Here is a 25,614-nt window from a genome sequence, read left to right as displayed (position 1 = left end):
GCAGAAGTTGCGCACGATACGCTAGCGGTTGCGCCGCGTGTTTACAGAGAGATGAGATTGTGACGCGCACCATGCCTCGAAGAGCGCTTGATCGAGGTCGGTAGAGCTGGTCTTCTCAAGAAATAGACGCAGAGCGTCGAATACGCGCTCCTCATGAACATAGGCGCGCCCGAGTGAACGTTGCCTCCGCAAATAACGGTCGACCACTTGGTTGAACACGCTGCCCGGTAATGTCGTACTCATGCGGCGTCCTCCTCAATGCCGATGGTCGCCGTCGGCAGAGGAAGCGCGACCTCTCTGAGGGCTCCGGTCTGCAGTCGGAGATAGACACAGGTGCTCTCCAAAGTACGATGACCCATCAGATCACCGATTACCTTCACGCCGACGCCGCGATCGAGCAGACGCATCGCAAATGAATGGCGCAGGCAGTAGGAGGATGTGCCCTGCAGTGGCAGGCCGCTCTGACGCGCGTGCTTTTGGTAGAGATCGGCTATGGTGTAGTGCGTGAGAGGACCTACCGGGGTGCTTGCGCGGAGGAACAGTTCAGGGCGCGTCCCGCCGGACCGGCCGCGGCGCAGATAGTGTCTGAGAATACGTATGGTTTGTCCGGCCAGAGGAAGGATCAGATCTGATCTGGTCTTGCGCTGGTTGACGCGGAGCGTCCTGCTCTCCCAATCGATGGAGGCAAGCGTCAGTGCGACGATCTCCGAGGGCCGCAGGCCGTAGTTTGCCATCAAATGGAGGATCGCATAGTCGCGCCAACCAAGCCGGCTCGATCGGCCGATGGAGCGCAGCAGCCGCTGGACAAGCGGCCATGCCAGGGCTCGAGGCGGCAGTTCACCTCGGTAAGCCCGCGGCGCGTCAATTGCGTCGAGCCGCTGCTGGATCTCGCCCTGGTCGAAGCAAAACCGAAGAAAAGCACGAAGGCGGGCAACAACGTGCTGGAGGGTCTGTCGTTTAATCCGCCGTGCTTCGGTCGTTACGAACCGCTCGACTGTGGCGGCGGATAACGCGTGCAGCGGGGCGTCAGCCGGCAAAACGTGCGCCAGCATGCTCTTCACCGTTGCGATGTGCTGTTCTAGCGTCGCGTTGGTAAGGCCACGCACTTCCGATAGATGTCGTCTGTAGCGCTCAAGAAGCAGTGAGACCGGATCTGGTGCTGGTTCTCTGACGAGCAGCCTTCTCGCGGTGAGAAACCGTTCAACGGCGCATCGGGTGCCTTGCAATGACGCGGAGGCAAATGCTTGCGACAAGAACCTTCGTGAAACGCCAGCCTCCCAATCAAGCGGGGCTGAACCCATCCGCTCGAGGGCTTCCTTTAGCCCTCGTACGTGACGACAGGCTGTGGGTCGGGCGTACCCAGCCGAGATGAGCCAAGTGGCGAAATCTTCCAACAAAGCACCATTGGGCGATCCCGAGTAACACGCGTGAACCTTCCGGAATAAGTGTTCGAGCATGGTTGCCCCCTTTTGGATGTTGGGAGAACCACGCTACCGCTGTCAGTTATGTTGAGTAGGAACGGTCGAGGCGGCTGTTAATAGCGGGGAGATTGATACGACTCCACATCACTGTGCGCTCCACATAAGTCGAGTCACGTTGAGCTCAACGTGACTCGACGATTGGGGCCTCGAGCCGCTCGATGCCACGGCCCGTCACGACCTCCTGGAGATCCTCGAGGACCGCTATGGTCACCGCTCCACCATCGTCACCAGCCAGATCCCCGTCGATCAATGGCACGCGCTGATCGGCGACCCAACCTACGCCGACGCCGTTCTCGATCGCCTGGTCCATAACGCCCACCGGATCGACCTCAACGGCGAGAGCATGCGGCGAACCCGCAAACCCGGCCGGAAGGCCTGAACCCGTGGCGCTGTGGACATGCCGCTGCACTTGGACAACGCGAAGGGCGTTGCCCACATGCCCACAGCAGGAGCAGCAGAAAACAACCCCTTCGAGCCGCGATTCAAGATTGACCACGCGGCTCCGCCGATGCCAGAAACCAGACTGCCAGAACGCCTCCCGCCCGGGCGACATCAAATCGGAATGGTGGGCGAGATCATCTCGGAATGGTGGGCGAGATCAAATCGGAATCTTTAGGGTTGAGCTGGGTCGCGCTTGAGGATGCGCGACACAGGCACGAGCGCGACGCAGCTCAAGCCGGGTTGAACGAAGCCGCGGGCCGGGAGCTCAAGCGGTTATGGGGATTGAGGGCGCCGCAGACGTGCGCGATCCGCGATCAGTTGGGATGGGTAAATGGACAGATTGGTGCGCAGCCGAGTCGGCTCGGCCGGCTCGGTGTGCAATAAGAGCGGAATCGTGCTTGCAACGGCAATTGCAGCATGGCTGGGCGAGCACCGACCCGCTGTCGGTCAGAGCGGTGGTAGCAGTGATATCGGCGAAAACTATCGCGCGCGATTGGGTTCATGAGGTGTCCGGCGTCAGATTACCCCGACGAGGTCCGGGAAGGATCTCGATCACGACCATGCGGCTTCCGCAACAGGGGCATGGCGGTCGTTCGGATGTGTCTGCGACTGCGCACGCAGGCTGCTGCTCGGGCGCCTGATCAGCAATCGAAGGCGGCGTTGCCGCAAGCAAGCGACGGATCAGCATGAGCTTGGCACGGCGATGCCCGTTAGCGAGAAATCCATAGTGGCGGATGCGCTGGAAACCATCGGGCAGGACGTGCAACAAGAACCGGCGTATGAACTCGTCGGCCGCGAGCGTCATCGACTTCATCCGTGCTCCGTCGCGATAGTCGCGCCAAGAGAAGGTGACGCCGTCATTATCAACTGCGAGAAGCCGGTGATTGGAGATGGCAACGCGGTGCGTGTAGCGAGCCAAATAGGCGAGAACCTGCTTGGGGCCGGCGAAAGGTCGCTTGGCGTAGACCAGCCATTCGATGCGGCGCAGCGACGTAAGGACTGCATCGAACGCTGAATGATCGCTGAGGTGCTTCAGATTGCCGAAGAAACGCAGCTTGTCGGCACGATAAGCAGCCCTCAGCTTCTCCAGGAACAGCCGGCGGTAGAGACGCGACAGCACGCGCACCGGCAGAAAGAAGCCCGGTCGGCAGGCGCCGACAGCCCGCCGCCCGGCACGATGCAGTGGACGTGCGGGTGATGGGTCAGCGTCTGGCCCCAGGTGTGCAGCACCATGATCGCACCGATCTCAGCGCCGAGGTACCGCTTGTCGGCCGCAATCGTCTTCAAAGTCTCAGCCGATGCCTCGAACAGCATCGCGTAGACGGCCGCCTTGTTGTGATAGGCGATCGCCGCCACCGGCGCCGGCAGCGTGAACACCACATGGAAGTACTCGACCGGCAACAGGTCGGCAGCGCGGGCGCTGAGCCACTCGCGGGCTGCCGTACTCTGGCACTTCGGGCAATGACGGTCGCGGCAGCTATTGTAGGAGATCCGCTGGTGCCGGCAGTCGACACAGCACTCGACGTGACCACCGAGCGCGGCAGTCCGGCACGCTTCGATGGCGCCCATCACGCGCAGCTGGGATCGGCTGAGGTGCCCGGCGTGGGCGACGCGGAATGCGTCGCCGTGCTGGCGGAAGATGTCCGCCACCTCGAACGCCGGACGTGCGCCGGGCACCTACTCGGGCCGAGATCTCAATCGTGCGTCGAGATCGTCGAGCGGACTTCTGGCCCGTGCGATCAGATTGGTTGCGACTTGCGTGTAGCGCTCCGTCGATGACAGTCGCGCATGGCCAAGAAGGACTTGGATGAGCCGGATATCAGTCCCGCGCTCGTAAAGGTGAGTAGCAAAGCTGTGCCGCAGAACATGTGCCGTCACCCGCGTATCGAGGCCGGCATGTTGCCGAGCTTTGCGGCAAGCCTCTTGCAGCGTGGCGACGCTCACCGGATCGTCCGGATTGCGCCCCGGAAACAGCCAATGGCGCGGTTTGGCCAGACACCAGTAGGATCGCAGGATGCTGAGCAGCCGCGGCGACAGCATCACGTAACGATCCTTGCCGCCCTTGCCGGCGGTGATCAGGATCAGCATGCGCTTGCTGTCGATCGTGCTGGGCTTCAGGCGGCTGACCTCGCCGACCCGTAGCCCGGCAGCGTAGGCCGTCACCAGCGCAACGCGGTCGCGCAGGGCCGGTACAGCCTCCAGGAAACGGGCGACTTCCTCCGCACTCAGCACCAGCGGTTGCTTGATCGGCTCGCGGGCCGAAATAATGTTCTCAATCGCCTCCTTGCGCCCGAGCGTCACCGCATAGAAAAAGCGCAACGCACACGTCACTTGGTTGATGTGAGTCCACGACCGCTTCAACCCGATCAGGTGCAGTTGGTACGCGCGCACCTGCTCAAGGCCGAGCTTGTCAGGTGATCGGCCGAAGTGTCGGCTAAAGTTCGCAACCGCGTACACATAGGATTGCTGCGTCGACGGTGATAAGTTGCGCAGCGTCATATCCTCGATCATGCGGCGGCGCAGCGGGCTCGAACTCATCGTGGCCATGAGGCACTCCTGGATTAAGAGGAACGGACTTGCGGCCCAATCCTCTCAAACAGATGCCTCTCAGATAAATGGCCTCGCCCTCCCGCGGAGCGGGTTCGTTCAATGAGTGGTCACAATCCGTCGTAACGGGTGGTCGCGATCATCGGAATACGCAGTCTTCAGCCGCCGGGCGTAATTGTAGGCGGTGATGAAGTCGTCAAGGTGAGCTTCGAGCTGATCGTGTCGATCGTAATGGTAGCGTTGGGCAGTCGCTTCCTTGATCGTGCGGTTCATGCGCTCGACCTGGCCATTGGTCCAGTGATGCTTGATCTTGGTCAGCCGATGCTCGATCCCATTTTCTTGACATCGCATATCGAACATATGCGTCACGTATCTTGCCGTCGGCCCGTCCGCATAGCGCGGCGGGAAGGTGAACTGGATCCCGTTGTCGGTGAGCACCGTGTGGATCTTGTAGGGGACAGCCGCGATCAGAGCTTCGAGGAAGGCCGAGGCCGAGGTCCTTCCCGCCTTCCTGGTCAGTTGCACGAAGGCGAACTTGCTGGTCCGATCGATTGCGACGTAGAGGTAGAGCTTGCCTTCGGCGGTCTGGAGCTCGGCGATGTCGATGTGGAAATAACCGATCGGATAAGCCTTGAACTTCTTCCTCGAGGGCTTGCCGCCTTCAACCTCTGGCAATCGGCTGATGCCGTGGCGCTGGAGGCACCGATGCAGGGATGACCTCGTCAGATGCGGGATGGTCGGCTGCAGGCATAGAGGCAATCGTCGAGCGGCAGCAGTGTGTGCCGCCGGAAAGCGACGATGATCGCCTCCTCCTCGAGGGAAAGGACCGACTTGGCTTCCTTGGGGCCAGTCGAACGATCGGCGACGGTCTCGCGCTGCTTCCACTTCGCGACAGTCTTGACTATTTTGTATTGCTCGACGGACTGCCTCCGTCGTGGTGGCGCAGCCGTGTAGAACCTCCCCATAGCGCTTCCTTCGAATCGTGCGATAAGGATGCACCATCAAAATCTGGGACTAAACACCTAGGCCCCCGTGTTCGTTGAGATAATAAGGGGCTTCGAGGTGCGCTCCACGGCGACGCGTTGTCGACATTGATGAGAACACGGAGACTCTCACGTTCGAACTAGAAAAACTGCTTCGTTGGCGCAGGCAGGATTGGATACGCACGTCCATTTTTTGAGCGCGCAGACAGCTCTTCTGGAGGGGCAGGCGGAAGGGGTGAATGTTGTCAACTTGCTCGCGTCCCAGTGGGGCGAATGTTCAGTAATGTTGGCGACTTCGATTGCCGAACGACTTTAGGAGCGAAAGACTTCGGTGGCGATGGCGAGTTCTTGGTCCGCATGGGCACCGAGAATCGTATGCAGGTGTAGGGCACATCTCTCTGCTCGGCTATGCGGGCGAGATCATAGACCCGCTGTGCAGTGGAGGCCCAAACGAGGCGGCGATCGGTGGTCCATTGGAGGGCACAATGGCTGGCCGGGCAGAACGTTGCCGTCAGCAAGGGGGGGCTCATCGTGATGCCGCACGCACCGAACCCGCAGGCGGAGCACGCGGCGGACATTGTTCTTGGACTGGTCGACGCGATCGAGATGATGTCCGCGAGCGTGACAAGTTATCATGCCAAAGGCATAACCTGCGGCCGGTCTCAGAGTCTTGTTGGCTAGCAGAACTTGTGACCCAGGAGACTAACGTCACTCCGGCCGAAAACGCGGTTGCTAACAATCTTTCTGGTTTGCCCAATCGACGCAGAATTTCGGCTATCCGAAGGGCGACATCAATGAAAATCAGCTCTATGAGCCCGTTAAACTTTCGTCAAGCACAAGTGACCTCTCGCTTCCGACGTCGTGGAGTGAGAGCGCATGTGGGGAGAAACAGTGTGCCATTTGATCAACCGCAGCCGTATGAGCAGTGGGCAGCTCGTCACGACCTCATCCGCTCCAAGATCGAAGCGCTGCGGAGATCGGGTTGTTTGAGCCTAAGGCGAGCCATAGAGACACGTCCCGAAGAAGGACGCAAGCTCACCAAGACGGACGAATAGGAAGGCCCCTGGTGAACCGACTGAAGAATAAGACCGCGATCGTGTGCGGCACCGCGCAAGGCGCGGGCTTGGCGATCGCGACAGCATTCGTTGAGGAGGGGGCGCGCGTCGCGCTCGTGGATATCCATGAGCGGCGCGGCAGGGAGGCGGGGGGAGCCCTGACATCGAAGGGTGCTGAAGTATGCTTCATCGAGCTCGACGTCGCAGACTTCAGAGCCGTCAACGCCATGGTTGCGCGGGCGACGGAATGCCTCGGCGGGCCCAACGTGCTCATAAACAATGCCGGCGTCGCGGTTTTTCGCGAGTCCCTCGAGACGGCGGCGGAGGACTGGCGCGGTGGACTTGGACGGGGTCTGGAATTGCAGCTACGCGGTGCTGCCTCTTCTGCTTCACCATTGCAGGGGCGACATCATCAACATCGCCTCGGTGCATGCCTCTCAGATCATCCGGAAATATTTTCCTTACCCATTTTCGCGAGCGCCCTATATCCCGAGAAGCCGCGCGCGGAGACGAGCGCGCTCCACCCGGTCAAGCGTATCGGCCGGCCTGAAGAGATTGCCGCCGCCGTCTTTCTGGCGTCCGACGAGGCGCGTTTTCTGACTGCGCAGAACATTGTCATTGATGGCGGACGCTCAGTGGTGTTCCCTCAATGAGGAGCTTTGCCGCCACCGTGTCAGCTCTTGAGGCGGCACACATCCCGGTGAAGACAGCGGCTGACGTTGGCGCTCTCGCGCTCACCACGAACGGCGCGCGGTTGATCGCGTTGAGCCTTGACGAGGCGAGCGAAAACCTCCTCTACACGCATCCACGGTTGGAGGAGAGTGATCTTGTCTGCGAGCATCCAGAAGAGCTGCCCGCAGGCATTGGCGGCGATCGGCTGTGGTTCTCGCCCGAGGTTCGGTATCATTGGCGCGGTGCACCGGATTGGGTGAACTTCTCCAACAATTGCGTACCGGCGGAATCTGATCCGGGGACCTATGCATTTATTGACGCCGGCTCTAGCGCGCTCGGGGTCGCGGCCAAAGTCGCCCTGCCGACGACAGACGATTCGCCGCCTCTGCCTATTGAGGTCAGCAGATTTGTGAGCTTCGCTGATCCGCCGCTGTCGCGGGATCATGCGCTCATGCGTGGCGTCGATTGCGTCGGCGTTCGCTCAGATTGGCGTTTGGAGCTCGATAAGACCGCCAGGGCGGGACGCGTTGCGCTGTGGCATATCCTGCAAGCGCAAATCGGAGCGCGTGCTATCGCTCCAGTCACGAAAGGCGGTGAATGCACGCTCACCCTCTACAGCCCGAAATCCAGCGGTTGGTCCATTCATTGGGATCACGTGGCCTGGCGATTCGATGGAGCGGCGAATGCGAAGTTCGGCCTGAGCGTGCGCAACGTGACAGGGCGGGCTGGGGTTATCCGGAGACTAAGCGATGGCCGCGCGTGTCTGATTGTACGCGAATTTCCATTCGGGCGCGAAGCTGCGTACGGCGACCATCCATATGGCGTCGAGCGAGACGATCAAGTCTTGCAATTATGGGACGGCTTTGGTTTCGGTGAGCTCGAGTATCACAGCCGCGTATTGGACGCATTGCGCGGGCCGCGAATGCTCGCCGAAAGCGACACGATTTGGGCGTTCGTTGGCGAAAGCAGCGCAATCGCAGCGCTCGGCGGCGAGATATTGAATGTCGATCTTTATTCCTACTTGACGAAGGAGATAGGGGCATGAGCGGGCCGCCTGCTGAGAGCCAGCACTTTTGCGACTAGGTCGCCGTGATTCCGGGCGGGGCGAGAGGACTGCGGCTCGTCGCGGGCGGTGGTCTCGCAGCTGGCGGGGCGGCTCATACTCTGGGACCTCGATGAAGCGGCGCTGGCGGCGGCCGCAGTGGACTTCAAGTTGAAGGGGTTATTGTGACGTCCGCAAGCTCGACGTGACCAGTGCTGATGATGTCGAGGCCGCCGCGAACGAAGCGGTTGCGAAGCTCGGCAAGATCGATGTCCTGCTCGCGAGCACCGGCATCACTGGGCCCAATGAAACGGCTTGGGAATGTCCGCTACGTGCCTGGCGAGATGATGGACGTTAATCTCGGCGGCTCTTTTATTGCTGCCGAGCCGTCGTGCCGCACATGATCCGCAACGGCTATGGCCGATTTGTCAATGTGCATCGCCGGCAAAGAGGGCAATGCGAAAGCGTCGGCTTACGCGGCGGCGAAGGGTGCTGTCATTGCCTTCACCAAAGCGCTCGGTAAGGAGCTCGTTCACCAAAACATCAGGGTCAACTGCATTTGTCCGGCAGCCATCGCGGCCGAGTTGCTGGAGCAAATGAACGAAAGGTTTGTGCGTGAGCTCAAGGCAAATATACCGATGGGCCGTTTGGGCGAGGCGGATGAAGTGGTCGCCCTCATGACATGGATGTCTTCACAGGAATGTTCCTTCTGCACCGGCGCAGTATTTGGCGCTTCCGGGGCGGGGGACCTACTAAGTTGACGGGTTGCAGGAGAAATGTTCATGGAAGGTGCTCTCAAGGAGTTCTTAAAAGAGGGGGGACCTTCGTAGCCCCGCCTGGGGCAGGCTTCTCGTTCGTATATATGGAAAAGTCTGCGGACCTCAGTTTGACCAGAAATCATACGGGGCGCGGAAAGCATTGGAAACGGCGTAAGTCACGTTACGTACTCTCACAGCAGCGGTTTGCTGGTAACTCGCGACAAGTGCGCATTTTCGACACCCAAGACGATCTAGAATACAAAATCACTTTCCGAAACAGCGCAAGCAAGACTCTGGTGCCGGTCTCAGCACTCTGCCCTCTCAATATCACGTTCGCCCAAGATGCGATGCTGCCACCGCGAAATTTCGCCATTCGGCGCAAACAGTGTTCGGCGCTGGGCAATGCAATTACGTCGATACCTTGTCGGGCGACGACTCCCTTGACGGATCAAATAAGCTTCGTCGCAGATTAAAGACCACTATAGACCACGGCTATCCGGGAAAAAGTGCATCCCGTGGCGACATATGACGCCTGGCCTCAATCTGAACTTCCATGAGGAGGCTCTGCGCAAGGCCGCGGACGCCGCGGTGGACGCTTGACAGGAATAATTTCCTGACAGAAATGGCGCCGCGGGCTGTCGCAAAGTCTAATCAACACTCGCGCCTGCACTTCCTATCAGATGTGATGGGATGACCGGATCGCCGCCGCTTCCGCATCCTAGCCATCGTCGGCGACTTCAAAGCGAATATCTGGTTGGCCGCCCGCCATGGCAGAGCACTACGAGACGACGATCTTGCCGTCCGCGCAACGCGCAAGTACGAACATCGAGCTCGTCCCGGATCAGCTTCTTGAGATCAATCGTCTGATACTCCTCGCACCGCAAGCAGGTCATGGAGGCCCATTACGGGCGCAGTAGCTTGTAATCGCGCAACGCGCATCATCGTCGGACCGACAAGCGGAACCGTTGCTGAATGGAGGCACCCACGGAGTAACAGCTTATCGATCGAATGCCGGTTCACCAGTTGATCGAGAACTCGCATAGAGCGGCGATACACCTTGGCGCCATCGTATAGTCCGGTCGATAGCTCTGATAGCGCACCGAGGTGCGATTGGATCCAAGCGCCGTACACGCCGGCCGCTCGCTGACCTCATAGGCGACCTGAAGCTACGACGCACGATATATGGCGCGCGCTCCGAGCGGTCGGCGCGGCTGTTCGATCAACTGGAACTTGAGCTTGAGGAACTCGAGGCGGACGCGACCGAGGATGAGCTCGCTGCCGAGAAGGCAACCGGAAAGACGCAGACGGTGCGTTCGTTTGAGCGCAAGCGGCCGGTGCGCCAGCCCTTTCCCGATGACATCGAGCGGGAGCGCGTGGTTCTGCCAACCCGGACGCAGTGTCCCTGCTGCGGATCGGCCCGGCTGTCGAAGCTCGGCGAAAGCGTGACCTCGACGCTGGAGGAGATCGTGGCGCGGGGCGACGATTACGTGCTGGCGGTGAAGGAGAACCAACCCGCTCTGCTGGCCGACGCCAGGCGGCGATTGCCGCGGCGGCGCGCAAGGCAAAGAAACCGGTTACTACCGCCGATGCAGACCATGGGCGCAAGGAAAAGCGCAGTGCGCTTGTCGTGCCGGTCAAGGACATGGAGAAGACGGACAACTTCCCTGGCCTCAAAGCCGTCGCACAGATCCTCGGCAAGCGCGGCAAGGATAAAGCTGTTCCGGCGTCGGCGCGATCCACAGCGGTCGCCGACTCGTGATCGCGGCCGGCTGGCTATGCAAGTGGTTCTTCCGCCAAGAGGAATCACTCGCGTGCCCGGCCAACACATTACTGATCACTAACTGAGGCTCTACATGAAGTGCCGTCAGACCGATAGCCCGCCAGTGGCTGCTGCCAAGGCGTCGTTCAGCACCTCGACCGCTTATCGGCTCGAGAAGGATCCCCGGCCCCCATCGCAGAAGAAGGCTCCCCGCGGCCGGCACCGGCCGGACCCGTTGGCCAGCGTGTTTGAAACGGAGATCGTGCAGATATCTTGTTACCCTGCCGCGCGGGGGGGGGGGGGCGCAGCCCGACGGCAAGCACAACCAGGTCGTCGACTATCGGCACGTCATCCATTCCTTGCGGCGCAAACCAATGGCGATACTCGGGCTCGCTTACCCCGGCCGCCCGTGGCCGCCATCGCGTTGCAGAATAAGGCGGCGGTGTACGAAATCCTGCTCAAGGCGGCAGCCGAGACGCTCCGTCTCATCAGCGCCGACCCGAAGCATCTCGATGCCGAGACCGGGATGATCGCCATTCTCCATACCTGGGGCCAGACCCTGACGCGTCATCCGCATGCCCATTGCCTCGTGCCGGGCGGCGGTTTCGCCCCTGATGGAAGCTGGGTTCATTGTCGCCCTGGCTTCTTCCCGTTCGCGTCCTGTCACGGTTGTATCGTCGGCTATTCCTGGAGCATCTCCAGGCGGCGTTCGATGACGCCAAGCTCCAGTTCGTTCCGCCGCATCCGTCATTTCGGCTTCCTGGCGAACGCCCGGCGCATCACCAAACTCGAGCGATCCGAGCGGCGCTGGAGGCGCCAGAGCCGCCTCCACCTGCCAAACCTGTCGATTATCGCGAGCGATACGCCATCCTCACTACTCGCCGCCTCGATCTGTGCCCGTCTGCGGAGGCCGCATGGTCGAGATTGGCCTTGTGCCGCACTCGGACACGCTGCGACACGCAACACCCCGCTGCGACACGGCATGACGGACGACCTTGACTTGTTCACTCCCGCTGCGCGCATCGCCCTGCCGGCGCTTTCCGCTTTGATCGCCGCGATCGTCGCTGTCGACGCGATCCACCGCGGCCCTTTCTCCAATGTTAGGCAACCCGTCCGGAAAATCGATCACTTCGTCACGGCATACAACGCCACCTGCCAGCCCTTCCGGTGGACCGCTACAGCGGATGCAATCCTCGAAAAGCTGCATCGACTGTGCTCACGAATTACCGGGACAGGACACTAGGGTGCGTCCAGGTGAAATGCGAGCACCTGGGCAGCGCCCTCATGGAGGCAGGTCGAACTTGATGCGCCCAGGATGTTTGTCGACCCAGCCAGGCAAGAAGAGGCAACGATGTCTTGGTCGAATTTCCGGCGGTTTGCTGCGAGAGCCATTTCCCCGAGTTGCGTCAAACCGTCAACAGCATCAGTCGTCGATGGTCGCGCTTGCGGTGTGGGGGCCATTGGCGCCGTTCAGCTCGATGACCAGCTGCTGGCCGCCATCGCTCCACGTGTGCACCTCGTGGGCGGTCGGGTTCTCGGGATCGGCGAGCTCGAACCGGTAGTCGCCCAGCAGCAGGCGCCGGAAGCCTTTGTAGGTCTTGAGCGCGTCGGCGTAGCCGCGCCGCTGCGCGTCGGTCGCCTCCCAGAGGCGGCCGCTGTACCCGAATGGGCCGCAGCTGTGCGAGAGGTAGTCGTAGTCGGTGAAGTCGTGCCGCAGCTGGCACAGGTTGGTGTTCGCGTAGTTGCCCGGCAGGACCTGATTGAGCCGGGTCTGCAGCCGGCGAACGATGTCGGTGTCGGTGGTGTAGTCGTTCATCCAGAAGGTGTGTCCGCGACGGACGGTGCCCAGATCGATCCGGTTGCCGCCGCTGGCGCACTGCTCGATCACCAGGTCGGGCAGTGTCTCGATCAGGTGGTCCCAGACGGTGTACAGGCCCTGGATGTGGTTGATCTGGGCCCAGCCCGGTTCCGGAGTCGCGGTCCAGTAGAGCATTGGTTTGTGGTTGAAGTCCCAGCGGATCCAGCGCACTCCCCAGTCGGCGTACGCAGCGCTGATCCGGTCAACCCAGTACTGCTGCACCTCCGGGAGGCCGAAGTCGAGCATCCGGTAGTCGTTGGCCTGCCAACCCGGCCACGTCCGGTTGCCCATCCAGTTCTCGTATGTCGACGGCCGCTTGAGCGCTTCCACGGGCACGAACCAGTCCGGGTGCCTGCGGTACAGCGAGCTGTCGACGTGTACGTATTCGGGCTCGAACCATGTGCCGTACTGCATGCCCTGTTCGCGCACGTACCCCGCGAACGGGGCGACGCCGTCGGGGAAGCGATCCGGGTCGGGCTCGTCCCAGTTGCCGATGCCCTTCGGAAACCCGCCGGAGAACCAGCCGGCGTCGATCACGAAGTACTCCAGCCCAGCAGCGCCGGCCGCTTTGACTGCGGGCCGCAGCAGCGCGTCGCTGAAGTCGTTCCTGAACGCGAAATAGTGGTTGAACGAGGTCATCGGGACCACCTCCTCGCCATCGAGCCGCGGCATCGCGTGCCGGGCGGATGTGCCGCCGGAGCGCGTTGCCGCCGTCGGCCGCATCGCCGGTGTACGGGGCGAGCAGGACAGTCGGCAGCGGAAGTGTCTGGCCGGGGCGCAGGTCCAGCCCGATGCCCCACAGGCCCGCCTCCAGCCGCACCGGGTACCCGCGGCCGACATCCGTCTGCGGGTCGTTGCGCACGTCGACGTACCAGGTCCCGGACCACTCGACGCCGATCGCAATACCACCGCCGGCCCCAGCCAGCAGCGCAAATGGGAGGTCCTCGGACGAACTGCGGCCGTCGATGCCGCAGCGCACGGAGACCGCCGAATTTCCCGGGTGGCCTACCGGGTTGAGCAACTGCCGGCTGACGGGTTCGAAGTCGACTGGCGGGAAGGCGCTGGCCGTCATGCCGCCGCGCCAGGTCCGCAGCTTCGGCGCGCCCCAGCCGGGGTCGGTGCGCAGGAACAGCTGCAGCGTCGCGCAGCCGGTGACGCCGGCGACGGTGTGCGAGCCGGTGTTGCGGATCGAGCCGGAGACCTCGATCGCTCGTGAGTCGCCGAAGGTGCGAGCGCGCAGCTCGGCCCGCACCCCGCTTGCGTGCGCGAACTCGGCGGAGAATCCGCCGCTTTGCTCGGTCAGGCCGGTCTCGGTCCACTCGAGGTCGCTATTGTCGGACAGCAGCAGCGCGAAGGGTGCGCGGCCGGTGGAGTTGTCGGTGATAGCGGCCAGGCCAAGGTGGTCAACGAGGCGATGGGCGAATGTCATGGAAGCCTCCGGGGGCGTGTGGCGAGATGGAGATGATCGGGTGAGGCCGGGACCCACTGACTTTTGACTTATGACGGTGGCGGCGAAACCCCTCATTGATGGAAGACGATCGAACGTCCGCCATCGATGACGATGTTCTGTGCGGTCAAAAAGCGCGCCTCATCCGACGCGAGAAAAACCGCCGTCCAAGCGACCTCTTCTGGCCGTCCGATGCGTTTGACCGGGTGGAGCGCATTCGTTTCTGCGCGGAGCCTCGCCGGATCGGGCGCCCTTGCAAAAATATTCTCGACAATCTCGGTGCCGATATAGCCCGGCGAAATTGCATTCACGCGAATGCCGCGATCGGCATATTCAATAGCGAGTGCACGGGTGAGACCAACCACAGCGTGTTTGGCGACGGGATAGGGAAAGCACTTCGGGATGATTTGAGCAGCATGCACCGAAGCGATATTGATGATATCGCCCTGCCCATGTCGCAGGAGATGAGGCAACACGGCACGGCTGCAGTGCCAGACACCATCCAAGTCAACCGCAAAGCAATGCCGCCAATCTTCTACTGCCATCGCCAGCGGATCTCTGAAGACGGCGACCCCGGCATTGTTGACGAGCACGTTTGGCGGCCCCAAACGGTCAGTCGCTTCCGCCATCATCGCGTCTACTGCCTTGGAGTCGGCGACGTCGACTTCGATGAAGCAAACTTCCGCGCCTTGTCTAGCGAGCTCCTCGGTTGCTTCGCGGCCGCAGCGAGGATTGATGTCAACCAAGGCGACACAGGCGCCTTCGGCCGCGAAGCTTCGCGCAATGGCGAAGCCGATCCCCTGGGCGGCACCGGTTACTATCGCCGTCTTGTTCGTCAATCGCTTCACCACAGACCTCCGACCGTATGATCGGCGACCTCGCCAGTGGCGTTGTCCCGCAGATAAGCAACCGGGATGCCCCGCTTCTTCGCCCCGTTGGAGTCGGCATTGTCGAGGCCGATGCTATACCGCACGATCCCGGCGCCATCGGGGAGCCCTGTGGCGACCTGTTCGTCGGATTTCAGCTGAGCGAAATGAAAGGAGGCCCCGTGGCGCGCCGCGACGGCCTTTTCGTGGTCAAACGCCTGGAAAGTGGCGTCGGCGACTAGTATCTTTCGCAAATCTCCCCCCTTAACTCCTTAGGTGATATCTCGCTTTTCTCACAGATATTAGCGATGTCCGAAGGCGAATTTCTCTGATTCAAGCCCTAGCATTTCTGAAATTGTGCGCCTCACGGGGAGAATGCGCAGCTTTGACGCAACCGATCGCCAACCTCAGGATGTGCGCGGGCAAAGCCTAGACACAAAAGCTAATGCTGGCGCGCGTGCGGATCTGCATCGCGCAATTTGGCGTATCCATCAGGCTCGAGGTCCCCAGCAAGTCTCAAAGCCTGTTGAGGTCACACGAACTTGGATTTGGCCTCGGTCACTGCACGCGATTCTGGTGGACTACGAGCGTCGCGCGGGCCCTTGTGCCTTCTGCATCCCAAGCCGACACCCACCTCAATCGAGCAACATTCCTCTAACGGATAGGTCGACAGTATCCCATAGCCATTCTCGACCACGAGAACACGCTGCTCGAGCTTAATATCGCGCTCGCCGACCAGCATAGCTTTCGACAAAAATCACCATCCCGCCTTCCGTGTCCGCCATAGGGTGACGCCTTCGAACACGGGATTGATTCGTGGATACTCGTCGACCATCCAACACCATGGCCAAGACAGGTGTAGGCTCGTTGCGGCGGAATATTCGTATAGCCGGTCACCTCCTACGAGCTTGCAAGCCTGACATCGGGCTCCGGGCGACCGCGCGCAGCCACCTCCATCAGAAAGGCGCGCCCGTGCTCCGGATCGGCGGCACGCGCCACCTCGTCCATGTGCTGCCAGGCCGAAGTAACCAGGAGGCGTGACAGATCCTGCCCGACGAAAGCCGGACAACTCGCCTGCCGCGCCGGAACGCGCAGATGCTTGCCTTGCGGACTATAGATGTCGATGCAGCCGCCACCCAGCACGCATTCCAGATCAGGCCATCGGCGTCGACCACGGCACCATCGAGTCTGCCGGTGCCACGGTGGCGCAGCAGCACCTCTGGCGCACCGCACGGCAGTCCGGTCGCGGGATCAAGCATGACGCGATACAGCGCGTTCTTCGCGGTGTCGGCAAAATAACCGAGCGCGCCGTCGGGCGAGAAGCAGATCGCGTTCGGAATCGTCACGCCGGAGTACAATCGTGAGAGTTCGCCGCGATAGAGCGCGTAGATCGCGCCCGCCTCGGCCTTGCGCCCATTTGTGCCCATGCAGAATGTTCCGGAGCCCGGAGCGAGCGTCGGCAAAATGGTTTCGTCGGCAAAGACCCGTTCGGCCTTCTTGACCTCGCTAAAGATGTAGTCGGCCATCCCACCATACGATCTTAATTCTGTCGGCCCTTTTTGGCCCGGAACACATAAAGCGCACCGTCGAACGGTTATGTTGCGTGCAACATAAGCGGAGGCGCCCTAACGCCAGCCAGGGCCGGCGACCCAGGGTTTCTCCGCCACATAATAATCAGATGTTGGCCAGCAGCTGCAGGATGGTGTCGTTCGGCCGGAAGCGCGCGCTGCGGTCGCCTGAGACGCCCGCCTTCTCGAGTCCCCGGCGCATCATCTCGACATCCGCAGCGGCGTATCGGTGGGTTGTGGCGACCTGAGCATGGCCAAGCCAAGCCTGGATCGTCAGGAGGTCCACGCCTGACCGGAGAAGCTTCATGGCGAGGGAATGCCGGAAGATGTGCGGCGATATCGGCTTGCCCTCCAAGCTTGGCCTCGTGGACCCGGCCTGGGAGGCGGCACGCCGCACGATGTGTGTCGCGCCGAAGCGCGTCAGGCGCTCGTTGTGGACCCCGACGAAGATCGGCCGCGGTTCATGATTGGCGAGGCCGCGTTCGCTCAATAGGTCCGTCAGCGATCGCACCAGATCCTTAGGAATGGGAACGACGCGATCTCGGCGTCCCTTGCCGTGAAGCAGCACCTGCGGGCGTCCTCGCTCCAACTGGAGGTCGTTCGCGTTGACGCCGGTCGCTTCGGACACGCGAGCGCCGATTCTCGCCAAGAAGAGCAGAAAGGCCCGGTCGCGCCGGCCGCGGGGCGTCGTCTGTTCAGGGGCTGCGATGATGGCCTCCACCTCGGCGTTGGTGAGATGATGCGTCACCTCGATGTGGGCCCGTTTGGTGGGGATCGTCAGAACCCGTTGGGCGACGCCGAACGAGGCGGGATCGGCGGCAGCGACGTGATGGAAGAAGGATCGGATCGCGGCTAGTCGGGCGTTGCGCGTTGCGACGGAGTTGTTCCGCTTCTCCTCAAGCTCGTCAAGAAAGGCGAGAACAAGGTCCCGATCGAGATCCTCAAGGGCCAGCGCCGCCGGCGTCTTCCCCAAATGGGCGGCGGCAAAGAGGATCAGCATGCGCAAGGCATCGCGATAGCTGGCTAAGGTCGTGGAGGTCGCGTTGCGCTGCTTGGTCACCCGCACAAACTGCCGCGCTGCATCCGAAGAGTCTGCATTCTCAGTTGAGGTACAAACGGCTTGAGAAGACGAGGTTCTGCTGGCCGCGGATCGGGCATCATCGGGTGCAGCTGAATGCTGCGCAGTTGATGGCCCTGGTCGATGGGATGGACTGGAAGCGGGTCCGGACCGTGGCGGTCAAGCCGCCGGAGATTGTTGGGTAAAAGCACTGCGGCGAAGTGAATCCGCGGCCTGAAAGGGCAAGAGAACCGGGGCAAAATGTGCTCTGGTCGGGTCAATGACGCCGCCCGATCTCAGCCTCCCGAATGACGTAGAGACGCTGAAGGCCATGGTGCTTGCCATGGCCGAGCAGCGAAATCGACGCGCTTATGCCATGGAACCACGGCGCTTGACGGCCTTAGCTTGCCGCTTACCGCTCAACCGCCAGAGTGCGCGCTTCAAGGCCGAGGGATCGACCTGCCGTTGTCGACGCTGGCCGACCAAGTCGGCCACGGGACCTTCGCCGTCATGCCGCTCTTCCACTTGATCGAACGCCATGTGCTCGCGGCCGAGCGCCTTCATGGCGATGACACCACCATCCGTATTCTGGCGAAGGGCAAGTGCAGGACCGGGCGGATCTGGACTTATGTGCGGGATGATCCGTTCGCCTGGCTCGCCTTAACACTTCAGCGTATCGCCAACGGCTGGTCGAGCAGCGAAATCGACGCGCTTATGCCATGGAACCGCGCAGCTTGACGGCCTCAGCTTGCCGCTTACGGACCTTTGCGATTGCGTTCGTCTAGCAAGGCGGGCTTTGGCGGAGCGATACAGAACGATGATCATCTTGCGATCCGCGCCCACAATCGAGTAGGTCCGCGCGTCGTACTTAGAATCGGCAAGTGGTGTAAGGTGGGCAAGGCGATCGCCGACCATATCGCCATGCTTGGTCCTTGCGGCCTCTAACGTCATAAATCAACCGAGCCGCGGGTGCGGCCGAGTAACCTCCCTCGGTCTAAGCCCGGCAGGTAGATATCTTCGGCTATCGCTCCGGTGCGCTGGCAGGCGAAGCGTCCGAGCTGTCAACAAAGATTTCACGCGCTCGCAGGTCACCGATTTCTCCGATACCCTTGAGGGAGCGCGGTCCAATTGGAGTACGATGATAGAAGAGAGCCGGAGACGTTCCTTCAGATTAAAGTCGAGCGCCACCTTTCGTTGAGCCGGTCGTCACGAAAGTGCCAGGCCTCGCAGGGACATCCAATTCTCATCTTTGATTCCGAGGTTGGAACGCTGGCTCTACCAGTTCAGTGCGTGAACTCCGGTTTCGATTTACATTGGCACTTCTACACGAGCCGCAACAAGGTCAGTTCCACTTGCCCTGCGCTCTCCAATCAGCGAGCAAGATGTACCTAGTTTTCGCTGTGCAGCTTCGAGCGCAATATGTCCAGTATAGCTAGAATATCGTCAATCTCGGTGCTCGCTACTTCGTCCCGCCTGAGACTAGCTATCATTCAGATGACGTTCCCCCGGGCTTAAACCGTACGGACCAAAACCTTCGAAGTTGCCCAAATCGGCGCAGAATTTCAGCGACGTGACCCAACCAAATTGATGAAATTCAGCTCTGATGGCTCGATAATATTTCCGTGAAAGATAAAAATTTTCGTCGACCGCAAGGTCGCCGAGTCAAAATACAGGGCAGGAAGCATGAGCCATTTGGTCAACCGTAGACGTGTACACGCGTATCCCTGCGATCTCGACCGCGCGCGCAACTTCGTCGCAATGGCGGGAGCGCGAGGGGACACGGTGGAGGGAAGAGGGTCGATGCCTGGCATGAACAATGCCTTTGTGAAGTTTTCCGACGTTCAGAAGACCTATGACGGCGAAACGTTGGTCGTTAAGAATCTCAACCTGGACATCGCCCGGGGTGAGTTCCTGACGATGTTGGGACCTTCCGGCTCCGGCAAGACGACGACCCTCATGATGCTCGCCGGCTTCGAGGCGCCCACCCGGGGTCGGATTCTTCTGGAGGGGCGCTCCATCGACAACATGCCCCCGCATAAGCGCGACATCGGCATGGTGTTTCAGAACTACGCGCTTTTTCCGCACATGACCGTGGAGGAGAACCTCGCCTTCCCACTCAAGGTTCGCAAGCTCAGCAAGGCTGAGATCGAAGCCAAGATTAGGCGGGCGCTCGACATGGTCCGGCTCGGCGCCTATGGCAAGCGCCGGCCCGGTCAGCTTTCCGGTGGTCAGCAGCAACGCGTCGCACTTGCCCGGGCCCTCGTCTTTGATCCCAAGCTCGTGCTGATGGACGAGCCGCTCGGCGCGCTAGACAAGCAGCTGCGCGAGCACATGCAGCTTGAGATCAAGCATATCCACGATGATCTCGGCGTCACCGTCGTCTATGTGACGCATGACCAGGGCGAGGCGCTGACCATGTCGGACCGCATAGCGGTGTTCAACGACGGCGTCATCCAGCAGCTCGCCGCGCCCGCCGAGTTGTACGAACAGCCGCAGAACGCGTTCGTCGCGCAGTTCATCGGCGAGAACAACCGGCTGCACGGCAGGGTCGTCGAGATGAACGGAAGGACGTGCACGGTCGAGATTGCGGATGCCGGCAACGTGCAGGCGCTGGCGGTCAGTATCGAGGCGGTCGGCCGGCCGACCGTGCTGTCATTGCGGCCGGAGCGGGTAAAGCTGAACCCGACGCCCGGCTCGCTGCCCAATGTCTTCAGCGCGCAAGTCGCGGAGGTGATCTATCTGGGTGACCACGTACGTACCCGGGTCTCGGTCTTCGGCTACGATGATTTTGTGATCAAGCTGCCGAATTCGGAAGGCGCGGTGCAGCTCGAGCCGGGCACAGCCATCACCATCGGCTGGAAAGCAGAGGATTGTCGCGCGCTCGACGCGTGATGACGGATAGCCCGAGGCTCCACAAAGGAGTCGTCGCGTTTTCGGCAATGCCGTTTTCATCCTGGGGTTAACAGAGGAGGAGCAGACGATGAGGAGGACATTATGCACGGCCGTAATCGGCCTGTCGCTGGGGGCGCTGGCGCCGGCGAAACTCGCCTTCGCGGCCGATCAGGTGACGGTCGTCTCCGCTGGCGGGGCCTACCAGACGGCCCTGCGCAAGGCCATTCTCGAGCCTTTCACAAAGACAACCGGGATCAAGATCACCGAAGACGAGTTCAGTGATGACATTGCCAAAATCCGCGCCATGGTCGAGTCCAAGAGCGTGAGCTGGGACTTGGTGGACACCGCCGGGGGCAACGCCACGCAAATGTGCGCCGAGGGCATCGTTGAGACGATCGACTGGAAGAAGCTGAGTCTGGACCGGGCCAAGTTGCTGGGCGGCGACAACTATGACTGTGGCGTGCCGTACGTCCTCTATAGCGGGGTCATCGCGTATGACAAGGACAAGCTGCCGAACGGCCCGAAGACCATGGCTGACTTCTTTGACTTGAACAAATTTCCGGGCAAGCGTGGACTGAGAAAAGATCCCTTGGGCAACCTCGAATGGGCGCTGATCGCAGACGGCGTGCCCGTCAAGGACGTCTACAAAGTCCTTGGTACGCCCGAGGGCGTCGACCGCGCCTTCAAGAAGCTCGACACGATCAAGAAGGACGTTGTCTGGTGGGCAGCTATCAGCCAGTCGGTGCCGATTCTCGCCGATGGCCAGGTCGTTATGACCTCTACCTTCAACGGCCGGATCTATGATGCGAACAAGAAGGCCGGCAAGCATTTCGAGATCATGTGGGATGCCCAGCAGCAGGACTTGGGTATCTGGGTTATTCCCAAGGGCAGTGCTCATGTGGATGCCGCCTACAAGTTCCTCGCCTTCGCCGCTTCGCCTCAGCCGCAGGCTAACCTGACGCAATATCTGCCTTACGGAGCCACCAACAAGGACGCGATGGCGCTTGTTGATCCGGCGATCCTGCCGGACCTTCCGACTGCGCCCGACAATATGGGCAATCCTCTGCTGAGAGACTCCGCCTTCTGGGCTGAGAAGGGCGATGACTTGCGCCAGCGCTTCACTGCCTGGCTCGCGAAGTAAGACCACGGAAGGACAGGCGGGGAGGACTTCGGTCCTTCTCGCCGCCACGAACGGATGCAAGCCGGGCGGCGCGCGAGCGTTCTAAATTTGCGCGCCGGCTTTGATCAATGCTGCTCCTAATCCGGACGGCGTAATAGGAGAAAGTAGACGATGCGGAAGTCATTGAGGTTCGCTGCCGTCCTGACCGTGACCGGCCTGACAGCCGGGGTGCTCGCGCCGGCGAAGCCCGCCTTTGCGGGCGATCAACTGACGATCACCGCCTTTGGCGGTGTCATCCAAGCGGCCGAACGCAAGGCCTATTTCAAGCCTTTCGCCAAGCAGACTGGCATCAAGATCATTGAAGAAGAATACAACGGCGAGGCCGCGAAGGTTCGAGCCATGGTCGATTCAAAGAGCGTGACCTGGGACGTGGTTTCTACAGATGCGACGACAGCCCTGCAAATGTGCGTTGAAGGTACCCTTGAGACGATCGATTGGAAGCTGCTGGGCTTCGACCGCTCCAAGTTCATGGGCGCGGACGAGCATGAGTGCGGCGTGCCGGAGTACTTTTATACCTACGCTATCGCCTATGACAAAGACAAGCTGCCGAGCGGTCCGAAGACTATGGCTGACTTCTTTGACTTGAACAGATTCCCGGGCAAGCGCGGACTGAATAAGAGCGCCTTCGGCAATGTCGAATGGGCCCTGATCGCCGACGGCGTGCCCGTCAAGGACGTCTACAAGGTCCTCAGCACACCCGAGGGCGTCGACCGCGCCTTCAAGAAGCTGGACACGATCAAGAAGGACGTCGTCTGGTGGCAGGCCGGTGCCCAGGCGCCTCAGTTCCTTGCCGACGGCCAAGTCGTCATAAGCAAAGCCCCGACCGGCCGGATCTATGATGCGAACAAAAACGCCGGCAAGCATTTCGAGATCGTGTGGGATGGCCAGGGCCTGGGCTCGGCAGTCTGGGTAATTCCGAAAGGCACCCCGCGGCGGGCCGATGCTTACAAGTTCCTCGCCTTCGCCGGTTCGCCTCAGGCGCAGGCCGACCTGACACGCTACATTCCCTACGGGCCCACCAACAACGATGGTATCTCGCTTGTCGATACGACCGCCCTACCATATCTGCCCACTGCGCCCGACCACATGCGGAATGCCCTTCTTATCGACAATACCTTCTGGGCTGAAAAGGGCGACGAGCTACGCCAGCGCTTCACTGCCTGGCTCGCGAAGTAAGATCAGGAAGGAGAGAGGCGGGGAGAACTTCGGTTCTCCTCGTCGCCACGAACGGATGAAGTGCGAGGGATGAATCGATGGCAGCGATGACCGCCCATGCCGCCGGCGGCTCCGACGGAGTGCCGCTGCGGATCAAGCTGCAGCAGGTCGAGCGACGGCGCAAACTGAAGGCCTTCTCGCTCGTCCTGCCGCTGCTGCTGTTCATCCTCATCGCCTTTGTCCTGCCGATCGGCCAGATGCTATTCAAGGCGATCCATGACAATACACTGCCGGCGCTGATGCCGCGAACCACGACAGCGCTAAGCGCCTGGGACGGCAAGGACCTGCCCGATGAGAGCGTCTATGCCGCTCTCGTATCAGACCTCAAGCAGGCCTGGGTGCAGAAGACCACGGGGGTGATCGGCAAGCGGATGAACTATGAGTTGCCCGGTGCCCTCAGCGCGGTGATGTCGAGCGCGCGCAAGGCGAACACGCTTTCCGCTGGCCCCTACAAGGCGGCGGTGATCGAGATCAACCCGTTCTGGGGGCAGCACGACGTCTGGAGCCTACTCAAGCGCGGACGGTCGGCCTATACGGCCCATTACCTGCTGCGTTCGGTCGATTACCAATATGGCCCCGATAGCCAGATCGTCGCCTCGCCGCCGGAGAACGCCATCTTCCGTGACATGTTCCTGCGGACGCTTGGCATCAGCATCGCCGTGACCGCCGCGACCCTGCTGCTAAGCTTCCCGACGGCTTATCTCCTGGCGACATTGCCGCCGAGATCCAGCAATCTGCTGATGATCATGGTGGTGCTGCCGTTCTGGACCTCGGTGCTGGTGCGCACCACGGCCTGGGTCGTGCTCCTGCAGCAGCACGGCGTTGTCAACGAGATACTGATGGGGCTGCATATCATATCGCAGCCGGTCCAGCTCATCTTCAATCGGGTCGGCGCGGTGGTGGCGATGACCCATATCCAGCTGCCCTTTACGCTGCTGCCAATCTACAGCGTGATGAAGACGATCTCGCCCAGCCATGTCCGCGCGGCCCGTTCGCTCGGAGCTGGCCCATTCTACGCCTTCTGGACAGTCTACTTTCCCCAGACCCTTCCGGGGATCGCCGCCGGGTGCCTGCTGACCTTCATCCTGTGCCTGGGCTACTACATCACCCCCGCGCTCGTCGGAGGGGCGAACGACCAGATGGTCGGCTACTTCGTCGCTCACTACACAAACGAGGAGCTCAACTGGGGCATGGCCTCGGCCCTTGGCGCCATCCTGCTCACCGCGACCCTGCTGCTCTACTATGTCTTCAACAAGCTGGTCGGCGTCGACCGCATCAAGATGGGGTGAGAACGATGGCCGCTTCCGCTTATGCTTCACCGCTGGAGAAGGGCTGGCACTATCTGCACCGGCTGATCTGCGGGGCGGTGCTGCTGTTTCTGATTGCACCGATCCTTGCCATCATCCCGCTGTCCTTCAATTCTGTGCCCTTTTTCTCCTATCCAATGCCAGGGCTGTCGCTGCGCTGGTATGAGGAATTCTTCCTGACAGAGCGTTGGCAGGGCGCGCTGGACAACTCTATCTTCGTGGCGATGTCGGTCACGCTACTGTCGACCACACTAGGCACGCTAGCCGCGCTCGGGCTCAGTCGCCCGAACTTCCCGTGGCGTACGGCGATCATGAGCCTGTTGGTCACGCCCATGATCGTCCCGGTCGTCATAACCGCAGTAGCCGTATATTTCTTCTATGCCGATATCGGGCTGCTCAACAGCTATACCGGGCTGATCCTGGCGCACACCACGCTGGCCACGCCCTTTGTCGTCATCACCGTGACCGCGACCCTGACAGGTTTCGACCACTCGCTCACCCGCGCAGCCGCCGGACTCGGCGCGCCGCCAATCACCGTGTTCTTCAAGGTCATCTTGCCGCTCATTCTGCCCGGCATGACCTCCGGTGCGCTCTTCGCCTTCGTCACCTCCTTCGACGAGGTGGTGGTCGCCCTTTTCGTCGCCAGCGCGGAGCAGCGCACCCTGCCCCGGGCCATGTTTTCCGGCATCCGCGAGGACGTCAATCCGACCATTACCGCGGCTGCCACCGTGCTGATCCTGTTCTCTATCATCATGCTGACCACAGTCGAGCTCCTGCGGCGCCGCTCGGTGCGGCTGCGCGGCATCCGAAATACCTGACCGGGGAATCGCAACGCAAATGCGGCTCTTCGCGGTCAAGCTGCGGCAGCGGCTCATTGCGTCGGGAATGGCACGGGGTGCGCCGATGCTCGATGATGACATTGAGCAATACGAGGTCGCTCCTCGAAGAAGGCAAATCAGTCAACGCGATCACGCTCGCTAGCGACGTCGAGACGGTTCGTAACAGTACACGCGACCTAGCCAGACGACGCGCGCGCTATGACGTTATTGCTGTGCCCGGTCTACATCGCCCACATCTTCCGACGAGGCGAAGGTGCCTACGACCCCTTCTCCGACGAGCAAAAGGTTGCATTCAGTGAATATCTCTCAACGATCAACGAGTGCGGAGTGCCCGCGATTTCACTTCCAGTGGGGAGTATTCCATGACGGGCTGCCGTTGGGCATGCAACTGGTGAGGCTGTATCGGGATAAGGTTACGCTGCTTCAGGTTGCGACCGCTTTGGAGCAGCAACTTCGCTGGCACGAGCGACGGCCGCCGATAGTCGAAGGATGAGTGTCACGGTAACCCGGTTGCCCGCAGCTGCGCCGAGTTTAGGTGGAGGCCTTGTCGCGCGGCGATCTGCATAAGCGCCTGGGCGCGGAGGCAGTATTTTTTCCATCCGGCCCGAGCGTCGAATCGTGACTCACCAGTACCAGCATCTTGGAGG

At 61.2% G+C, this 25,614-nt stretch carries 19 protein-coding genes and 9 pseudogenes; 18 read left to right on the top strand and 10 right to left on the bottom strand.

The genetic code is table 11. The features are described from left to right. Positions 1–21: 21 nt before the first annotated feature. Together ACVMIH_RS37265 and ACVMIH_RS37260 are read right to left on the bottom strand one after the other, a co-directional pair. Positions 22–243: a hypothetical protein gene (locus ACVMIH_RS37265; RefSeq protein WP_456865342.1), complete on the bottom strand. Its 222-nt coding sequence runs from the start codon at positions 241–243 to the stop codon at positions 22–24. Beyond that, complete coding sequence (locus ACVMIH_RS37260) at positions 240–1,253, bottom strand: tyrosine-type recombinase/integrase (RefSeq protein ID WP_456865340.1); 1,014 nt, start codon at positions 1,251–1,253, stop codon at positions 240–242. Before ACVMIH_RS37260 ends, ACVMIH_RS37265 begins: the two co-directional genes overlap by 4 nt. A 358-nt stretch (positions 1,254–1,611) precedes the next feature. On the opposite strand from ACVMIH_RS37260, the pseudogene ACVMIH_RS37255 reads away from it, so the two are divergent. Further along, positions 1,612–1,860: pseudogene (locus ACVMIH_RS37255) on the top strand (ATP-binding protein); the annotation flags it as partial. Between the two features lie 561 nt (positions 1,861–2,421). Here ACVMIH_RS37255 and ACVMIH_RS37250 read toward each other — a convergent pair. The 3 genes and pseudogenes from ACVMIH_RS37250 to ACVMIH_RS37240 form a co-directional block, all read right to left on the bottom strand. Next, positions 2,422–3,599: pseudogene (locus ACVMIH_RS37250) on the bottom strand (IS91 family transposase). Next, positions 3,600–4,469, bottom strand: coding sequence for a tyrosine-type recombinase/integrase (locus ACVMIH_RS37245; RefSeq protein ID WP_456865337.1), 870 nt, complete (start codon positions 4,467–4,469; stop codon positions 3,600–3,602). Between the two features lie 153 nt (positions 4,470–4,622). Further along, positions 4,623–5,471 (bottom strand): annotated as a pseudogene (locus ACVMIH_RS37240) (IS481 family transposase); the annotation flags it as partial. Between the two features lie 1,047 nt (positions 5,472–6,518). Here ACVMIH_RS37240 and ACVMIH_RS37235 point away from each other — a divergent pair. The 9 genes and pseudogenes from ACVMIH_RS37235 (at position 6,519) to ACVMIH_RS37195 (ending at position 11,981) form a co-directional block, all read left to right on the top strand. Next, entirely contained in the window at positions 6,519–7,160 is a 642-nt protein-coding gene (locus ACVMIH_RS37235; RefSeq protein WP_456865335.1) for an SDR family oxidoreductase, read from the top strand. Next, positions 7,157–8,224, top strand: coding sequence for a hypothetical protein (locus ACVMIH_RS37230; RefSeq protein ID WP_456865333.1), 1,068 nt, complete (start codon positions 7,157–7,159; stop codon positions 8,222–8,224). The genes ACVMIH_RS37235 and ACVMIH_RS37230 overlap by 4 nt, the downstream gene beginning before the upstream one ends. A gap of 202 nt (positions 8,225–8,426) precedes the next feature. Further along, positions 8,427–8,579 (top strand): hypothetical protein, encoded by a 153-nt coding sequence (locus tag ACVMIH_RS37225; protein ID WP_456865332.1) that lies wholly within the window; start codon positions 8,427–8,429, stop codon positions 8,577–8,579. Positions 8,580–8,637: 58 nt separating this feature from the next. Beyond that, the gene (locus tag ACVMIH_RS37220; protein WP_456865330.1) at positions 8,638–8,982 is read left to right on the top strand and encodes an SDR family oxidoreductase; all 345 of its coding nucleotides are present in this window, start codon (positions 8,638–8,640) and stop codon (positions 8,980–8,982) included. A 1,160-nt stretch (positions 8,983–10,142) separates the two neighbouring features. Continuing rightward, a pseudogene (locus tag ACVMIH_RS37215) lies at positions 10,143–10,454 on the top strand (IS66 family transposase); the annotation flags it as partial. Next, a pseudogene (locus ACVMIH_RS37210) lies at positions 10,437–10,699 on the top strand (ISAs1 family transposase); the annotation flags it as partial. The pseudogenes ACVMIH_RS37215 and ACVMIH_RS37210, both read left to right, overlap by 18 nt. A 133-nt stretch (positions 10,700–10,832) precedes the next feature. Continuing rightward, positions 10,833–11,003: pseudogene (locus tag ACVMIH_RS37205) on the top strand (IS21 family transposase); the annotation flags it as partial. Between the two features lie 141 nt (positions 11,004–11,144). Next, a pseudogene (locus tag ACVMIH_RS37200) lies at positions 11,145–11,724 on the top strand (transposase); the annotation flags it as partial. Beyond that, a complete protein-coding gene (locus tag ACVMIH_RS37195; RefSeq protein WP_456865327.1) occupies positions 11,721–11,981 on the top strand; it encodes a hypothetical protein in 261 nt (86 codons plus the stop codon). The pseudogene ACVMIH_RS37200 and the gene ACVMIH_RS37195, both read left to right, overlap by 4 nt. A gap of 180 nt (positions 11,982–12,161) precedes the next feature. Here ACVMIH_RS37195 and ACVMIH_RS37190 read toward each other — a convergent pair whose 3' ends face one another. Further along, on the bottom strand, positions 12,162–13,235 hold the full coding sequence (locus ACVMIH_RS37190; RefSeq protein WP_456865324.1) for a glycoside hydrolase family 36 protein: 1,074 nt from the start codon (positions 13,233–13,235) through the stop codon (positions 12,162–12,164). Here ACVMIH_RS37190 and ACVMIH_RS37185 point away from each other — a divergent pair. Next, positions 13,222–13,812, top strand: coding sequence for a hypothetical protein (locus ACVMIH_RS37185; protein ID WP_456865321.1), 591 nt, complete (start codon positions 13,222–13,224; stop codon positions 13,810–13,812). The two genes, ACVMIH_RS37190 and ACVMIH_RS37185, sit on opposite strands and share 14 nt — an antisense overlap. 305 nt (positions 13,813–14,117) lie before the next feature. Here ACVMIH_RS37185 and ACVMIH_RS37180 read toward each other — a convergent pair whose 3' ends face one another. The 4 genes and pseudogenes from ACVMIH_RS37180 to ACVMIH_RS37165 form a co-directional block, all read right to left on the bottom strand. Next, entirely contained in the window at positions 14,118–14,891 is a 774-nt protein-coding gene (locus tag ACVMIH_RS37180; RefSeq protein ID WP_456865318.1) for an SDR family oxidoreductase, read from the bottom strand. Further along, positions 14,888–15,163 carry a hypothetical protein gene (locus ACVMIH_RS37175; protein ID WP_456865315.1) on the bottom strand — a complete coding sequence of 92 codons (276 nt, stop codon included), beginning with the start codon at positions 15,161–15,163 and terminating at the stop codon, positions 14,888–14,890. The genes ACVMIH_RS37180 and ACVMIH_RS37175 overlap by 4 nt, the downstream gene beginning before the upstream one ends. A 646-nt stretch (positions 15,164–15,809) precedes the next feature. Next, positions 15,810–16,351, bottom strand: a pseudogene (locus ACVMIH_RS37170) (SMP-30/gluconolactonase/LRE family protein); the annotation flags it as partial. A gap of 232 nt (positions 16,352–16,583) precedes the next feature. Then, complete coding sequence (locus ACVMIH_RS37165; RefSeq protein ID WP_456865312.1) at positions 16,584–17,537, bottom strand: tyrosine-type recombinase/integrase; 954 nt, start codon at positions 17,535–17,537, stop codon at positions 16,584–16,586. A gap of 44 nt (positions 17,538–17,581) precedes the next feature. On the opposite strand from ACVMIH_RS37165, the gene tnpB reads away from it, so the two are divergent. From tnpB to ACVMIH_RS37130, 7 genes and pseudogenes are all read left to right on the top strand, one after another. After that, on the top strand, positions 17,582–17,740 hold the full coding sequence (tnpB, locus tag ACVMIH_RS37160; RefSeq protein ID WP_456865310.1) for an IS66 family insertion sequence element accessory protein TnpB: 159 nt from the start codon (positions 17,582–17,584) through the stop codon (positions 17,738–17,740). Between the two features lie 209 nt (positions 17,741–17,949). After that, positions 17,950–18,272, top strand: a pseudogene (locus tag ACVMIH_RS37155) (IS66 family transposase); the annotation flags it as partial. A 1,062-nt stretch (positions 18,273–19,334) separates the two neighbouring features. Continuing rightward, complete coding sequence (locus ACVMIH_RS37150; RefSeq protein ID WP_456865308.1) at positions 19,335–20,426, top strand: ABC transporter ATP-binding protein; 1,092 nt, start codon at positions 19,335–19,337, stop codon at positions 20,424–20,426. A gap of 88 nt (positions 20,427–20,514) precedes the next feature. Then, positions 20,515–21,567 carry an ABC transporter substrate-binding protein gene (locus ACVMIH_RS37145; protein WP_456865306.1) on the top strand — a complete coding sequence of 351 codons (1,053 nt, stop codon included), beginning with the start codon at positions 20,515–20,517 and terminating at the stop codon, positions 21,565–21,567. Between the two features lie 150 nt (positions 21,568–21,717). Next, positions 21,718–22,782: an ABC transporter substrate-binding protein gene (locus tag ACVMIH_RS37140; RefSeq protein ID WP_456865303.1), complete on the top strand. Its 1,065-nt coding sequence runs from the start codon at positions 21,718–21,720 to the stop codon at positions 22,780–22,782. A gap of 77 nt (positions 22,783–22,859) precedes the next feature. Continuing rightward, on the top strand, positions 22,860–24,110 hold the full coding sequence (locus ACVMIH_RS37135) for an ABC transporter permease (protein ID WP_456865300.1): 1,251 nt from the start codon (positions 22,860–22,862) through the stop codon (positions 24,108–24,110). A gap of 5 nt (positions 24,111–24,115) precedes the next feature. After that, positions 24,116–24,946, top strand: a complete 831-nt coding sequence (locus ACVMIH_RS37130; protein ID WP_456865298.1) for an ABC transporter permease — start codon at positions 24,116–24,118, stop codon at positions 24,944–24,946. Positions 24,947–25,614: the final 668 nt, after the last annotated feature.

The sequence above is a fragment of the Bradyrhizobium sp. USDA 4503 genome (assembly GCF_054055815.1).
Note: the sequence above shows the minus strand (reverse complement) of the source record. Positions and strands in the feature narration are given on the sequence as shown.